Source organism: Flavobacterium praedii (genome assembly GCF_026810365.1).
In the GTDB taxonomy this organism is placed as follows: Bacteria; Bacteroidota; Bacteroidia; order Flavobacteriales; family Flavobacteriaceae; genus Flavobacterium; species Flavobacterium praedii.
Map to the genome: position 1 here is coordinate 1,751,691 of NZ_CP113948.1, position 15,469 is coordinate 1,767,159.

Sequence of the window (15,469 nt, forward strand, 5' to 3'; positions counted from 1 at the left end):
TCATAGAATATTTAAATATTTAATAGAATTTCATCTGAATTACTAAATAAATTTATACTATAAACAATTCACAAATAACCATTATAATTAATGATATTTTAGCAAGTATTTATATGATTTTTATTTAATTTTGCAAACAATATCTCAAGCAATAGAACGTATTTTTATTGCAACCGTTTTATTAACTAAACAACTATATATCTCAAAACAATTCAAGTAATAATTATGAGTACCACTCAAACCAACAAAATAGAAATAATAAAGGCTGCTACTTCAAAAATAAATGAAGTTGATTTTGATAATTTAAGCTTTGGAGCAGTATTTACTGATCATTTATTAGAATGTGACTACATTAATGGAGAATGGCAACAACCTGTTATAAAACCTTATGCTCCTTTTTTATTAGATCCTTCTGCCAAAGTATTCCATTATGGCCAAGCTATTTTTGAAGGCATGAAAGCTTACAGAGATAATAAGAATGATTTATGGCTTTTTAGACCCGATGAAAACTACAAACGTTTTAACACTTCGGCTGTAAGAATGGCCATGCCTGAAGTTCCTGAATATGTATTCATAGAAGGATTAAAACAATTACTTAAATTAGATGAAGCTTGGGTAAAAAACGACAATGGTAGTACCATGTACATAAGACCTTTCATGATTGCAACCGGAACTGGAGTTGTTGCAAACCCATCCGAAGATTATAAATTCATGATTTTATTGTCTCCTGCAAAAGCGTATTACTCTGGAGAAGTAAAAGTATTAATTGCAGAGCATTACAGTAGAGCAGCAAACGGAGGTATTGGTGCGGCCAAAGCGGCGGGTAACTATGCTGCACAATTCTACCCAACAACATTAGCAAATAAACAAGGATTCCAACAAGTAATTTGGACAGATGACGCTACACATACCAAACTTGAAGAAGCAGGTACAATGAATGTGTTTTTCAGAATAAACGATACTTTAATTACAGCACCTGTAAGCGAACGTATTCTTGATGGTATTACAAGAAAAAGCCTTATAGACATGGCCAAAAAAGAAGGAATATCAGTAGAGGTTCGCCCAGTATTGGTTTCTGAACTAGTTGAAGCTTCTAAAAACGGAACTTTAAAAGAGATTTTTGGAGCTGGTACTGCTGCCGTGGTAAACCCAATTGCAGGTTATTCCTATAAAGATGTTTATTATGAGTTACCAAAAATAGAAAACTCTTATGCATCCCAATTGAAAGAAAAGCTAACAAACTTACAAAACAAACTAACCGAAGATACTTTTGGTTGGACAGTTAAAGTATAGTTTACAATTTTTAGATATAACAAAAAAGCGATTTTCATTTTGAGAATCGCTTTTTTTATGGATAATTACAAATACTAAATCAACTTAGAAAAATCAGGTTTAAAATAATTTGGCCCTTTCATAACTTTACCATCTTCACGATAAATAGGATTACCGTCTTCACCCAATTTACTCATATTAGACCGTTGAATTTCATCAAACACTTCCTCAATTTTATGCTGCAATCCATGCTCGATAATGGTACCACAAAGAATGTACATCATATCCCCTAGCGCATCAGCAATTTCTACCAAATCATTATTTTGCACTGCTTCGAGATATTCTTCATTCTCTTCTTTCATCAAATTATAACGAAGTTCATTTTTGGCTTCGCCTAAACTAGCAATTGGAGTTTCGCTATGTCCTATCCTAAATGCTGTATGAAATTCTTTGACAGCGTTGATTTGTTTTTGCATCCTATTTAATTATTGATTTGAAATGGAAAATTAACAACTATTTCTAAACTATTACCTAAATTTGTCAAAAAATATTTCAACATGTTCAGCCAAGGCCAACTAATATTTGCAGTTTGTTTTTTCATCGCTTTTGTAATAGCAATGATTTTTGCTTATCGAAAAGATGCTAATTTACATAAAGTTTTTTATAAAGGAAATTATAAAATCTTGATTGGTTTTTTGGTTTTTATAAGCTTATTATTTGTCATCAAAATTTACTTTAAACATTAATTTTTTTTTTAAAATAATTTTCTAATATCCAAACAGAAGATTTAACCTGAGATTTCATATTATACGATTCCCAGTATCCCAAAAAAGAAAAACGTCCAACAATGTGGACGTTTTCTGTTATAAATTTTCTATGTTCTAATTCTCTAAAGGAAGAAAACCATAAATTTTAGAATAGTTCAACATTTGCTCAGCAAATGTTTTTGGTTGCTCAATTGCTATCGAAATTATCGCTCCTTTTGCATTTACTTTTGGCACCAATACTGGATTTACAAAACCATTATAAGGAGCATCTGGAAATTGTTTATTGCGTTCCAATACTTCGGCATGAAGTATTTGATCCACTTTTACACCATAATTCTCAACCAAAGCTTTTCCTGCTTCAAAATCACCTTCCGATTTAATACGCTGTACTTCTTTTAATAACTGTCCAAATAGTTCGTGCAATTTATCATAATCTGTGATATTGAAATAGGTTTTCCCATTACGGGTAAGTTTTTCGATTACATTGTCTTTTTTTCCTTTTTCAAAAACCCAAGAACTCACCATCTGGCGGTTTCGCATGTGGGCTTCCTCAATATCAGCTCCTAATTCAATTCGCACCAATTGCGTCATTAGTCCATTTCGAATATAATTATCATAACACTGCATCCCCAAATCTTTCCAATTATCAACCAAACCAATTTCTTGAATTTTTGGATTATATAAATAATACAAACCAACCAAATCAGCTCTTCCTTCTTCAAGAGCAGAAGAATAGTTTTTTAATGTTTGCTTTGGAGTCCCTACACCAGGATTAATTTGACCCGAAGCATGACCTACTACTTCATGTAAAGAAGTATGCAACTTACCTCCTAACTCAGCATATTTCTCGGCCAAACGTATTTCATCTGTATCGTTGGCAAACTCTTGCAATTTTCCTTTTCCACCAGCTTTAGAATAAGCGTCTATAATATTTCCTAATGAAACTGATTTAGAACCATAATCTGCACGAATCCAGTCTGCATTTGGCAAGTTTACACCAATTGGAGTACTCGGAGACGAATCACCCGATTCTCCAGCAACAACTACCGTTTTATAAGATACCCCAACTACATTTTTCTTTTTATGTTCCGGTGCCAATGGTGAATTATCTTCGAACCATTGCGCATTTTTAGAAACAACTTCCATCTTTTTAGACATATCAAAATCCTTTATTTGGACAATTCCTTCATAAGAACCTCTATATCCCAATGGATCATTATAAACTTCAATAAAACTATTAATATAATCAATATTCCCATCTGTAGCTTGCAGCCAAGCAATATTATAATCATCCCAAGTTTTGAGGTCTCCAGTTTTATAATACTGAATTAAAAGCCCAATAGCATCACCCTGCTTTTTATTTTCGGCAACTGTTTGTGCTTTTTCCAACCAAAAAATAATTTTATCGATTGCAGCTCCATACATACCTCCACTTTTCCATACTTTTTCTTCTAATTCTCCTTTTGAATTTCGAACTAATTTTGAATTCAAACCAAAAGAATATGATTTCTTTGGATCTGGACTTTTCTTTAGAGCATAAAAAGCTTCAACATCTTGTTGAGTTATCCCTTTGTCATAAAAATTTATCGCCGAACCTTCTAATAAACCTTTTGAAGCATCTAGATTCACTCTTTTTGAATCAACGTTATTGAATAAAATTTCAACAATCTCAGGAGACAAAGACGTTTTAGTAGCTTTCAATAACGCATTAAAATAGGCAATGGAAAAATCGGGCTTGATTTTTTCACTTGAATAATGATGGTGTATTCCATTTGAAAACCAAACTCTTTTTAAATAAATTTCAAAATTTTTCCAATCATTTGAACTTTTATCTCCTTTATAATTTTGATAAATATTCTCTAATGCCTTACGAATTTTTAAGTTATATTTATAATGTTGATCCCACATTATATCACGACCAGAATTTCCTGCTTGAGTTAAATAATACACTAACTCTTGTTCCTTAAGAGTAAGATTTTCCCATCCTGGAATTTGATACCGCAAAACTTTTATGTCTGAAAACTGTTCCACAAAGAAATCAAATGGTACACTTTCATTAACTTTCAATGTTGACTTTTTATCATTTTGTGCAATCCCAACAATAGAAATCGCAAAAGTCATAGTGAGACAGGCTATTTTAATTAATTTCATTATTTTTTTATTAGATGTTAAACAAATAAATACACAACAAATATAATGATTCTTTAAATAAATAATAAAAACACAATTAAGAACAATTGCAATTATAGACAATTCGCAATTTAGAAAACACAGTTCAACAAAAAGACTTTAACAATTTATGAATTGATGTTGTAGTATAATTAATTAAATTTCTAACTTTACAACAGAAAAAATCAAACCCAATTATGAGAATTATTAAATATCTTTTTCTTTTGTTTCTATTAAGTCTTGTGGCAATTACTGTATTTATTGCTACACAAAAAGGCAATTTTACAATTGAAGGTAATAAAATAATTCATTCTCCAAAAGCAACCGTTTTTAATTATGTCAATGATTATAAAAATTGGCAAAATTTTTGCTCGTGGATCTCAACAAACCCTACAATAAAAACTTCTTTTTCTCCAATTACATTCGGCAAAGGAAGTACGTTAAATTGGGAAAGCCCAAGCAATACAGGTAATCTTAAAACTTTATATACAAAAGGAAACGACAGCATTGTACAAAAAATGGAATTTAATGACGCTTCTTTTGATGTGTTTTTATCCTTTAAAGATACGCTAGGCGGTACAAAAGTGAGTTGGAAATCTAATGGTAAAATGGATTTTATGATGAAAGTAAATACATTTTTAACAGGAGGCACACAAAATTCCTTAACAAAACGCTTTGACAAAAGTTTAGCCAATCTTGATAAGACTCTTAATTTCGAAAACAATACGTTTAATGTAAAAATAAATGGTATCGTTAAAAAATTGGAGACTTTTTATTTAAGAGAAGCTTTTACCAGCAAAATTTCGGACATTACTCGAAATGCTAATGTAGTATTCCCTAAAATAGAAACCTTTTGCAAACAAAATAATATTGTTTTGAATGGTAAGCCTTTTATCATATACCACACTTATGATACAATACATAATTTAACTAAAGTTTCTTTTTGCATTCCTATTAAAGAACAAATATTCACAAGCCAAGGAAGCGAAATATTATCTGGTAAATTAACTGCTTTTGATGCTTTAAAAGTAAGCTTAACTGGCAATTACACCTATAAGGATAAGGCTTTAAAAGAAGCAACAACCTATTCAACCACTCACAATATCAAAACGGGATCAACATTTACCCATTTGGAAATATTTACAAGAGGCCAAAACGAAACCAAAAGTATTTCAAAATGGCTAACAGAGATCTATTTCCCATTACAGCCAAAAATTATCCCAAAAACTTTTAGACCAATAGTAAAAGACAGCCTTAATACTGCCACTGCCCCAATTATCAAAGAAGATAAATCTGAATTTTAATTTATTCAATTCCCGATTAAACCTTTTGTATTTATTTGCATCTAAGTTTAAAAAAAGAACAAATTGCTGGAAGAAAAGGAATTCATTACTAGTTTATTGAACCCGAAAACGCAAAACGAAGCGTTTGAATTACTCCTACGCGATTATCAAAAACCGTTATACAATCATATACGAAACATCGTTTTAAATCACGATGACACCGATGATGTATTACAAAATACATTTGTAAAAGTATTTCAAAACCTGAAAAATTTCAAAGGTGAAAGCAAACTGTTTTCATGGATGTATCGTATTGCGACCAATGAAGCACTTACTTTTTTAAACCAAAAAGCAAGAAAAAGTGGGATTACATCAGTTGAATTACAAAATAAAGCAATAGATAATCTAAAGGCTGATATCTATTTTGATGGAAATGAAATTCAAATCAAATTACAAAAAGCAATAGCAACATTACCCGAAAAACAACAATTAGTCTTTAAAATGAAATATTTTGAAGAATTAAAATATGAAGAAATATCTGAAATAGTGGGAACATCGGTAGGTGCATTAAAAGCATCTTATCATCATGCAGTAAAAAAAATAGAAGCATTCGTAACCCTAAATTAAACCTTTTGAATACGAATTAGTCAAACGAGTATTATGAAAACATTTAAATTAGAAAACCAACCCAAAATAGAAACTGGATTTAAAACTCCAGACCATTATTTTGAGAATTTTTCAGCAAATATTATACAACAAATAAAGGAAGAACCGGTTACCAAAAAGAGCAATGTCATTTCTATTTTCAGAAAAAGAAAAAACACACTAATGGCTGTTGCTGCAGTTTTAGTATTCGGCTTAATGATTCCTGCTTTTTACCAAAATAGCACGAAAAATACTGAAATAGATTTAAATACTTTAGAAAACTATTTAGCAGAGGAAACGCCATTAAATCAATACGAATTAATTGAAGATATTGAAACAAAAAAATTAATTGCAAACGAAAATAGCCTTGAAAAAGAAACACTGGAAGACCTATTAATTACCAATTCAAACCTTGAAAATTTGATCATTGAAAATTAAAACAAACAAATTACAAACTCTTCATACCAACATATTATGTATTTAAAAAATATTTACCCGATACTGCTTTTTATATTGTCCTTAAATATTCATGCACAAGGCGAACGTCTAAGAGAGAAAAAAGAACAAATAAAAGCAATGAAAGTAGCTTTTTTGACAAGTGAACTAGATCTTTCATCAAATGAAGCAGAGAAATTTTGGCCTATATACAACACTTACGATGACAAACAATTTGAATTGAGACATCAAAAAATGAAAAGCTATTTCAAAAGAATGGAAGAGGACGAACTCAATAAATTATCTGAAAAAGATGCTGCTATCCTTTTAAATCAGATAGAAAGCAATGAAGAAGATTTATTTAATTTAAGAAAAAAATTCATCATTAGCCTAAAAGGAATTTTACCTTCAGTAAAAATAATCAAACTTAGAAAAGCAGAAGAAGGTTTCAATAGAAAACTCCTTCAACAATACAGAGACAAAGCTCCAAAAAGGTAGTTTCGTTATTTCAACAAATAAGTCCCGTTTTATAAATACATTATAAAACGGGACTTTTTTACTTAAAACGAATTCGTATCAATTTATTTCGACCTGCTGCAATTGCGACAGTATCGGACAAAAAACGAATAGTATATAAACTTGGATCTTTAGAAAATTGAATCCAATTTATCCCTCCATCCGAAGAGTAATACAAACCCGAAGCTCCGACAACCACAATTCCTTTACTATCACTTTTTGGAACATATTGAACACAAGAAGCATATCCAAATCCCCCTCCGTTTCCTATAAGATCCCATGTTTTACCTCCATCTTTTGTTCTTGCTTTATTTTCAGTATTTTGATTCAATAATTCATAGTTCCCACCTGCAACAAAACCATTCTCTGCGTCATAAAAATCTGCCGTAAAAATTCCAGTCATTTGTTTGCCTTGAACAATTGGTGTATCATAAACATTCCAAGAAATCCCTTTGTCTGGAGAATAAAAAACCCTTGATTTCTTTCCTCCCGAAACAATCCATGTATCATTGCCTTTGATAACGATATTGGTATTACTAGCCGCAAAATGAGCTTCTCCTTCAGCAACTTTAGGTAATTTATCATCAGGTATTTTACGCCATGAATTACCTCCATCATTAGTTATAAGCACAGAAAGACAATCCTTTATAGGATCTCCAATAGCAATTCCCTCTTTATCATTCCAAAACTGCATGCTATCATAGAAAACTTTTTGATCTTTTTCTTGATAAACAAGTTTTACCTTTTTACCGTCTTTAGTGATTTGATAGAGTAAACCTGGATTAGCCACACTTAACACATAAATATGGATGGATGTTTTTGCAATACTTCTAAATTCTATTTCTAAAGCATCTTCAACAATCGAATTCTCAAATTTTTGATTGGTTTTCAAATCAAAAAAACCAAATCTATTCTTGTCACCAGCATACCATATTTTATCTTGATCCACCACAATTGCCCTAAGACTAATTTTATCTTGAAAAAGAGTATCAATTTTAATAGACCTAAAACAATTTCCTTCTATTTTTTTTTCATTTAAATTTTGAGCGTGTAAAAAATGCAAACCACTAAACAACAATGTACTTGCAAATATTTTTCTTATCATATCTTGATTATTTATTTTAAATATATAATATTATTAAAAAAACGTTGCTATAATTATTAATTTCTGGCACAGTTGTTGCTTATATCTCAAAACAAACCATTAACTCAAATTCGCCATGAAAACAAAATTACAATTAGCCGCCATTATCGCTTCCTTTTTTGCCTTTCAAATGAGTGCACAAAATAGAACAACTATAAATGCAATGAATTCTGAAATTAGCGATAATTTAGATTTAACAGCAGTATCGTCGATCTTTGGTGAATCTCAAAACTTAAGTGATTTCGAGAAACGCTTAAATGATCCTAAATTACAAATTTCAAATCTAGACTTAAATAACGACAATCGTGTTGATTATTTAAGAGTAATAGAATCTATAGAAAAAAGAACGCATATTATAATTATACAATCTATTATTGGTCGTGATTTATATCAAGATGTAGCTACTATTGAAATTGAAAAAAACAGACGCAATAACATTTCTATTCAAATAGTTGGTAATGCTTATATTTATGGACAAAATTACATTTACGAACCAGAATATTGCTATACTCCACAAATATTTACAACATTTTGGGCAGGCTTTTACAAACCGTATTATTCTAGCTGGACTTGGAATTATTACCCAACTTATTATTATGCTTGGAATCCATTTCCTGTTTACAGATACCAAAAAAACATCTATGGATGTGTAAATTACAACAACACATATAACTATGTAAGCTACAGAAGATGTAACAGGGCTCCATATATCTATAACTCATACAGCTGTAATAGTTATGAAAAACAATATCCTGAATATAATTTTTCAAGAAGAAACAGTAAAATATCAAATCGATATGAGTTAGATCAAAGAAGAACATATAATAACAACGGATTAAGAAATGAGCTAACTTATTCAAGAAATTATTCTGGTAATTCAAGTAACAACGGTAATTACAATTATAACAATAACTCACAAAGAGACTATTCTCAAAATAGAACTAACAATTCAAGAGAGATCAATACGCAAAGTGCATCACCGCAAAGGGATTATTCACAAAGTAGAACTAGTACTTCAAGAGATGTTAACCCACAAAGTACATCAACGCAAAGGGATTATTCACAAAGTAGAACTAGTACTTCAAGAGATGTTAACCCGCAAAGCACAACATCGCAAAGAGATTATTCACAAAGTAGAACTAGCACTTCAAGAGATGTTAACCCGCAAAGCACAACAACTCAAAGGGATTATTCACAAAATAGAGCAAGTTCAACAAGGGAAGAAAACACCCAAAGATCAGAACCTCAAAGAGGTAACAATTATTCTTCAAGAAGCACAAACAGAAGAATTTAAATAATTATCAACATTAACAAAAAGGCTAATTATAACAGAATTAGCCTTTTTTATTATTTTAAAAATAAGTCCTCTTATTTTATTTAATTATAGTAAATTTGACGTGTTTTTATAAATAATATACATGAGCGCAACGCACAAAGACCTCCATAGCAAATTAACTTTAGGTGGTTTATTAGTTTCTTTAGGAATAATTTATGGAGATATAGGAACTTCTCCATTATACGTAATGAAAGCCATACTTGGCGATTATATTATCAATGCAGATGTAGTTTTGGGAGGCATCTCCTGTGTATTTTGGACTTTGACACTGCAAACTACAATCAAATACGTTTTAATTACATTAAGTGCAGACAATCATGGTGAAGGCGGAATATTTGCCTTATATGCCTTAGTAAAAAAGACCAAAATTAAATGGCTGATAGTCCCCGCGATTATAGGAGGTAGTGCTTTATTAGCCGATGGAATTATAACCCCTCCAATTTCTGTTTCTTCAGCAGTTGAAGGTATGAGAAGTTATTTCCCAGAAATAAACACTGTACCAATTGTTATCGGAATCTTGGTAGTACTTTTTACTATACAACAATTTGGCACAAAATTGGTAGGTAAATTTTTTGCGCCTTTGATGCTTATTTGGTTTGGAATGCTAGCCATTTTAGGTATTTACCAAATCACCATGCATCCTGAGGTATTCAAAGCCATTAACCCTTATTATGCTTACAATTTATTATCCATTCATCCAGAAGGTTTTTTTGTTTTAGGTTTTGTTTTCCTATGTACCACAGGAGCGGAAGCACTATATTCGGACATGGGACATTGTGGAAGAAAAAACATACGTATAAGTTGGATTTTTGTAAAATCTGCTTTAGTACTTAATTACTTTGGACAAGCCGCATATCTAATTCATCATGAAGGCGTTACTTTAAAAGCATTAGGTGGTGATTTTGCGAATCCTTTTTATTTAATAATGCCTTTATGGTTCAAACCTTTCGGTATTGTTATTGCTACAATGGCTGCAGTTATAGCTTCACAAGCTCTTATTTCTGGTTCATTCACACTAATAAATGAAGCCATGCGCTTGAGTTTTTGGCCTAAAGTTAAAATTAAATACCCAACAGAATTAAAAGGCCAATTATACATCCCATCTATCAATTGGTTATTACTTTTGGGTTGTATTGGAATCGTATTGCATTTTGAAGAATCAAGTAATATGGAACATGCTTACGGTTTAGCGATTATTTTATGTATGATAATGACAACTATTTTGCTAAATTATTATTTAATCATGAAACGAGTAAAATGGTATTTCTTTGTGCCTCTAATTTCCATTTACTTATGCATTGAATTAAGTTTTCTAGCAGCAAATATCACAAAGTTTGCCGAAGGTGGATACGTAACACTTTTAATAGCCCTTATCCTAATTGGTATAATGACCGTTTGGTACAGAGCCAAACAAATTAATAAAAGCTACACTAAATTTGTAAAAATTGACGATTATAAAAAAGTTCTTAGCGAATTAAGTGCCGATTTATCTATTCCAAAATACGCAACCCATTTGGTTTATATGACAAATGCAAATCGCTCTGACGAAATAGAGGAAAAAGTAATGTTTTCTATATTACAAAAAAGACCTAAAAGAGCCGATATTTATTGGTTTGTTCACGTAAATATTTTGTCTGAACCCTATAAAACCGAATACAAAGTAAAAGAAATCTTAAAAGACGATTTATATAGAGTTGACTTTAATTTAGGATTTAGAGAACCTACAAAAATAAACCTAATGTTTAGGGAAGTTATTAAAGATATGGTGAAAAATGGCGAAGTTGATATCACAAGTAGATATGAATCCTTGAATAAAAACAACATCATTGGAGATTTCAAATTTGTATTGTCAGAAAAATTCCTTTCCAATGACAGTGATTTATTATGGCATGAAAAATTGATAATGAACTCCTATTTCTTTATTAAAAAATTAAGCCTTTCCGAAGAAAGTGCTTTTGGATTAGACAGTAGCTCTGTAAAAATCGAGAAATTTCCAATGGTGCTGCATCCACCAGAAAATATTGGACTAACGAGAGTTTATGTTAAAAACTAAAATATAAAAACACTGTTTACATGCAGTGTTTTTTTTTGATTAAAATATAAAACTTAGAATTAATCAATAAATAGTACCTTTGCAATTCAATTATTTAAAATGAGATTACACAGAAATTTAGTTTATACTACTATCGACGCCCTGAATGCTATTTTTAACGAAGGAGAATATGCAGACAAAGTAGTAGCACGATCCCTAAAAAAAGACAAACGTTGGGGAAGTTCAGATAGAAAATTTGTAGCAGAGACCATATACGAAATCGTACGTTGGAAAAGGTTATATGGCGAAATTGCAGAAGTCAAAGAACCTTATAACAGAGACAATCTTTGGAGAATGTTCTCTGTTTGGGCTGTATTAAGAGGATATCCTATTCCAGATTGGAGACAATTAGAAGGAACTCCAGAACGAAAAATAAAAGGTCGTTTTGATGAACTTTCAAAAGTAAGAGCCCTAAAGGAATCTATTCCGGATTGGATGGATGAATTAGGTGTAAAAGAATTAGGCGAAAAAGTTTGGGCAACAGAAATTGCAGCCCAAAATCAACCAGCTAAAGTTATTTTGAGAGTAAACACTCTTAAAACCACTAAAGAAAATCTTAGAGCTATTTTGATGGATTTAAACATCGAAACTGAGTTCTTAAAAGACCAACCAGATGCTCTAGTTCTAAAAGAAAGAGCCAATGTATTTCTAACCGATGCTTTTAAACAAGGATTCTTTGAAGTTCAGGATGCTAATTCACAATTAGTAGCGCATTTTCTGGATGTAAAACCGGGCATGAGAGTTGTAGACACTTGCGCTGGTGCAGGTGGAAAAACTCTTCATATTGCTTCTTTGATGGAAAACAAAGGACAATTGATTGCAATGGATTTATACGAAAGTAAACTAAAACAATTAAAAATTAGAGCCAAAAGAGACGGGGCTTTCAACATTGAATACCGCATTATAGACTCTACAAAAATCATCAAAAAACTTCATGAAAGAGCAGACAGGGTCTTGATTGATGCTCCTTGTAGTGGATTAGGTGTTTTAAAAAGAAATCCAGATTCCAAATGGAAATTAAAACCTGAATTCATAGATAACATTAGAAAGGTACAATCAGAAGTATTGGAAAGCTATTCTAAAATTGTAAAACCAGGCGGAAAATTAGTTTATGCAACTTGCTCTATTCTTCCTTCTGAAAATCAAGAACAAATTGCTCGTTTTCTAACAACAGATATTGGAAAACAATTTAATTTTATAAAAGACCAAAAAATATTGGCATCAGAATCTGGTTTTGATGGTTTTTACATGGCTTTGCTAGAGAGAAAGGTAATTTAGAAAGCAGTTTGCAGTTTATACACAAAAAAGTCCTCAATTGAGGACTTTTTTGTGTATACTTATATATTAAATATTGAAAACTTTCTTATTAATCATTCATTGAAATCAAGAATTCATCGTTAGTTCTGGTTTGTTTGAAGCGATCATTTATCAAAGTCATTGCCTCAACAGGATTCATATCAGAAAGCATTTTTCGCATAATCCACATTCTTTGCAATGTTTTTGGATCCAATAATAAATCATCACGTCTTGTACTGGATGAAGTTAAATCAATAGCAGGGAATATTCGTTTATTCGCAATCTTTCTATCCAACTGCAATTCCATATTACCCGTTCCTTTGAATTCCTCAAAGATAACCTCGTCCATTTTAGAACCAGTTTCTGTTAGAGCAGTAGCTATAATACTCAAAGATCCCCCGTTTTCTACATTACGCGCGGCTCCGAAGAAACGTTTTGGTTTTTGCAACGCATTAGCGTCTACACCACCACTCAATACTTTACCAGATGCTGGTTGTACCGTATTATAAGCACGAGCCAAACGAGTAATTGAGTCTAATAAAATAACCACATCATGACCACATTCTACCAAACGTTTTGCTTTTTCAAGAACGATATTAGCAATCTTTACATGCTCTTGAGGTTCTCTATCAAATGTTGAAGCAATAACTTCTCCACGTACACTACGTTGCATATCTGTTACCTCTTCAGGACGCTCATCTATCAATAATACTATTAAATAAATCTCAGGATGATTTGCTGCAATTGCATTGGCAATTTCTTTCAACAGCATTGTTTTACCTGTTTTAGGTTGCGCCACAATCATACCACGTTGCCCTTTTCCTATTGGAGAAAACAAATCAATTATTCGGGTAGATATTGTGCTTTGTTTTTCGGCCAGTCTAAACTTTTCAGAAGGAAAAACAGGTGTTAAGTGTTCGAAAGAAACTCTATCACGAACTACTTGTGGATCATGACCATTAATTTTTAAAACACGTACAAGAGGAAAAAATTTTTCTCCTTCTTTTGGAGGACGTACAACACCTTTTACGGTATCACCAGTTTTCAATCCAAATAATCGAACTTGAGATGTAGATAAATAAATATCATCTGGAGAAGCCAAATAATTATAATCAGAAGAACGCAAAAAACCATAACCGTCTGGCATCATTTCTAACACACCTTCACTTTCTATAATACCATCAAACTCAAAATCAGCATCTTTGAAATTACTTTTTTTGTTCTTAAAATTTGGATTTTGATTGGGGTTTTGGTTGGGATTTTGATTAGGATTCCCATTTTGATTGGGATTTACTTTTGTAATTTGAGCTGGTCCCTTTTTATTCAATTGACCTACTTCGCCAGTACGTTTGGATTCGTTTGGATTCCCTTTTTTTTCTGGAGTAGAACTTTCAACTTTTTCAACCGTTACTTCTATTTTACTATCCAAAGAAGTTTCTTCAACAACAGCAGTTTCTTTCAAAGCTTCCTTTTCTCTTTGCAAGGCCATTTTTTTCTCGTAGGCTGATTTACTAAACTTTACGACTTTTATATCTTTCTGGGGAGCTGGTTCACTCTCAGCAACATCACTTGTATCATTCGAAATAATTTTTTCCTTTTTTTGAGGTACCACAACCACTTCAGGTACTTCTATATTTTCATCATTTACGAATAAAGAAGGAGAATCTTTTTTTGGAGTGATTCCCTTTTTTACAGCCGTAATTCGAGCTCTTTTGGGTTTATCTTCCTCATTATTATTTTCTGATTTTTTGTCTATTGTTGATTCTGATTCAACAGTAGCTGCTTGATGTTCTAAAATCTGGCTAATCAAAGTCTCTTTTTTAACACCGTTGAATTTTATAGTTTTAGCCGCTTTAGCTATTTCTTGAAGCTCAGCAAGCTTCATTTCTTTTAATACAGAAATATCAAACATGAATGTTCTATTTGTTTAATTAATTTGGAAATAATACAAAAGATTTTTTTTAGGTAGTATCTTATCTAAATGACCCGCAGTATGAAGTGCTTACGGAATTGTCATGCAATAATACAAATAAATTTTATCATACAATAGTATTTATTAAAAAGAAAATATATTTTTGTAAAACAATAGAAAGACATGATACAAAGAATTCAAACTATATATTTAATCCTAACCTTTTTGATAATAGGAATTTTGCCATTTGTTTTTCCATTATGGGTATTAAAAGATGGCAAAGAATTTTATTTTATGCAAAATCAATTTTATGTGATTTTGTTAGGATTAAGTACTGCAATTACAATTTATAGTATAGTATCCTTTAAGAAAAGACAAACTCAATTTGTTGCTAACAGATTGAACATAATATTAAATTTGATTTTATTAGGATTATTTGTTTATCATTCACTAAATTTATCTGGAGAGACAGTAATTGTTTCTGAGAAAGGTATTGGGATGTTTCTACCTATCTTGGCTATCGTTTTCTTAGTTTTAGCAAACAAAGCCATCAAGAAGGATGAAGATCTTGTAAAATCTGTGGATCGATTGAGGTAAACCTA

14 protein-coding genes are annotated in these 15,469 nt (G+C 31.3%); 10 read left to right on the forward strand and 4 right to left on the reverse strand.

Annotated elements, in window-relative coordinates; translation table 11 throughout:
- Nucleotides 1-225 precede the first annotated feature (225 nt).
- Nucleotides 226-1,293, forward strand: coding sequence for a branched-chain amino acid aminotransferase (locus OYT91_RS07455; protein WP_269222358.1), 1,068 nt, complete (start codon nucleotides 226-228; stop codon nucleotides 1,291-1,293).
- 74 nt (nucleotides 1,294-1,367) lie between these two features.
- On the opposite strand, the gene OYT91_RS07460 is transcribed toward OYT91_RS07455, so the two are convergent.
- Complete coding sequence (locus OYT91_RS07460; RefSeq protein WP_269222357.1) at nucleotides 1,368-1,748, reverse strand: pyrophosphohydrolase domain-containing protein; 381 nt, start codon at nucleotides 1,746-1,748, stop codon at nucleotides 1,368-1,370.
- Between the two features lie 81 nt (nucleotides 1,749-1,829).
- Here OYT91_RS07460 and OYT91_RS07465 point away from each other — a divergent pair, with 81 nt between their 5' ends.
- Complete coding sequence (locus OYT91_RS07465; RefSeq protein WP_269222356.1) at nucleotides 1,830-2,018, forward strand: hypothetical protein; 189 nt, start codon at nucleotides 1,830-1,832, stop codon at nucleotides 2,016-2,018.
- Between the two features lie 135 nt (nucleotides 2,019-2,153).
- Here the strand turns inward: OYT91_RS07465 and OYT91_RS07470 are convergent, their stop codons facing one another.
- Nucleotides 2,154-4,190, reverse strand: coding sequence for a dipeptidyl-peptidase 3 family protein (locus tag OYT91_RS07470; RefSeq protein ID WP_281240138.1), 2,037 nt, complete (start codon nucleotides 4,188-4,190; stop codon nucleotides 2,154-2,156).
- Nucleotides 4,191-4,405: 215 nt separating this feature from the next.
- Between OYT91_RS07470 and OYT91_RS07475 the strand changes: the two genes are divergently transcribed.
- The 4 genes from OYT91_RS07475 (at nucleotide 4,406) to OYT91_RS07490 (ending at nucleotide 7,069) form a co-directional block, all read left to right on the forward strand.
- Nucleotides 4,406-5,512 (forward strand): SRPBCC family protein, encoded by a 1,107-nt coding sequence (locus OYT91_RS07475; protein WP_281240139.1) that lies wholly within the window; start codon nucleotides 4,406-4,408, stop codon nucleotides 5,510-5,512.
- A 63-nt stretch (nucleotides 5,513-5,575) separates the two neighbouring features.
- Nucleotides 5,576-6,118, forward strand: coding sequence for an RNA polymerase sigma factor (locus tag OYT91_RS07480; protein WP_269222354.1), 543 nt, complete (start codon nucleotides 5,576-5,578; stop codon nucleotides 6,116-6,118).
- A 33-nt stretch (nucleotides 6,119-6,151) separates the two neighbouring features.
- Complete coding sequence (locus OYT91_RS07485) at nucleotides 6,152-6,574, forward strand: hypothetical protein (RefSeq protein WP_281240140.1); 423 nt, start codon at nucleotides 6,152-6,154, stop codon at nucleotides 6,572-6,574.
- Between the two features lie 36 nt (nucleotides 6,575-6,610).
- Nucleotides 6,611-7,069, forward strand: a complete 459-nt coding sequence (locus OYT91_RS07490) for a sensor of ECF-type sigma factor (RefSeq protein WP_269222352.1) — start codon at nucleotides 6,611-6,613, stop codon at nucleotides 7,067-7,069.
- 58 nt (nucleotides 7,070-7,127) lie between these two features.
- Here the strand turns inward: OYT91_RS07490 and OYT91_RS07495 are convergent, their stop codons facing one another.
- Nucleotides 7,128-8,192, reverse strand: coding sequence for a sialidase family protein (locus OYT91_RS07495; protein WP_281240141.1), 1,065 nt, complete (start codon nucleotides 8,190-8,192; stop codon nucleotides 7,128-7,130).
- A gap of 115 nt (nucleotides 8,193-8,307) precedes the next feature.
- On the opposite strand from OYT91_RS07495, the gene OYT91_RS07500 reads away from it, so the two are divergent.
- The 3 genes from OYT91_RS07500 to OYT91_RS07510 all read left to right on the forward strand — a co-directional run bounded on the left by OYT91_RS07500 (nucleotide 8,308) and on the right by OYT91_RS07510 (nucleotide 12,937).
- Nucleotides 8,308-9,525: a hypothetical protein gene (locus OYT91_RS07500; RefSeq protein ID WP_281240142.1), complete on the forward strand. Its 1,218-nt coding sequence runs from the start codon at nucleotides 8,308-8,310 to the stop codon at nucleotides 9,523-9,525.
- A gap of 124 nt (nucleotides 9,526-9,649) precedes the next feature.
- Complete coding sequence (locus OYT91_RS07505; protein WP_269222349.1) at nucleotides 9,650-11,620, forward strand: KUP/HAK/KT family potassium transporter; 1,971 nt, start codon at nucleotides 9,650-9,652, stop codon at nucleotides 11,618-11,620.
- A 99-nt stretch (nucleotides 11,621-11,719) separates the two neighbouring features.
- Complete coding sequence (locus OYT91_RS07510) at nucleotides 11,720-12,937, forward strand: RsmB/NOP family class I SAM-dependent RNA methyltransferase (RefSeq protein ID WP_281240143.1); 1,218 nt, start codon at nucleotides 11,720-11,722, stop codon at nucleotides 12,935-12,937.
- Between the two features lie 88 nt (nucleotides 12,938-13,025).
- Here the strand turns inward: OYT91_RS07510 and rho are convergent, their stop codons facing one another.
- Nucleotides 13,026-14,867 (reverse strand): transcription termination factor Rho, encoded by a 1,842-nt coding sequence (gene rho / locus OYT91_RS07515; protein ID WP_281240144.1) that lies wholly within the window; start codon nucleotides 14,865-14,867, stop codon nucleotides 13,026-13,028.
- A 183-nt stretch (nucleotides 14,868-15,050) separates the two neighbouring features.
- Between rho and OYT91_RS07520 the strand changes: the two genes are divergently transcribed.
- Nucleotides 15,051-15,464: a DUF4293 domain-containing protein gene (locus OYT91_RS07520; RefSeq protein WP_281240145.1), complete on the forward strand. Its 414-nt coding sequence runs from the start codon at nucleotides 15,051-15,053 to the stop codon at nucleotides 15,462-15,464.
- Nucleotides 15,465-15,469: the final 5 nt, after the last annotated feature.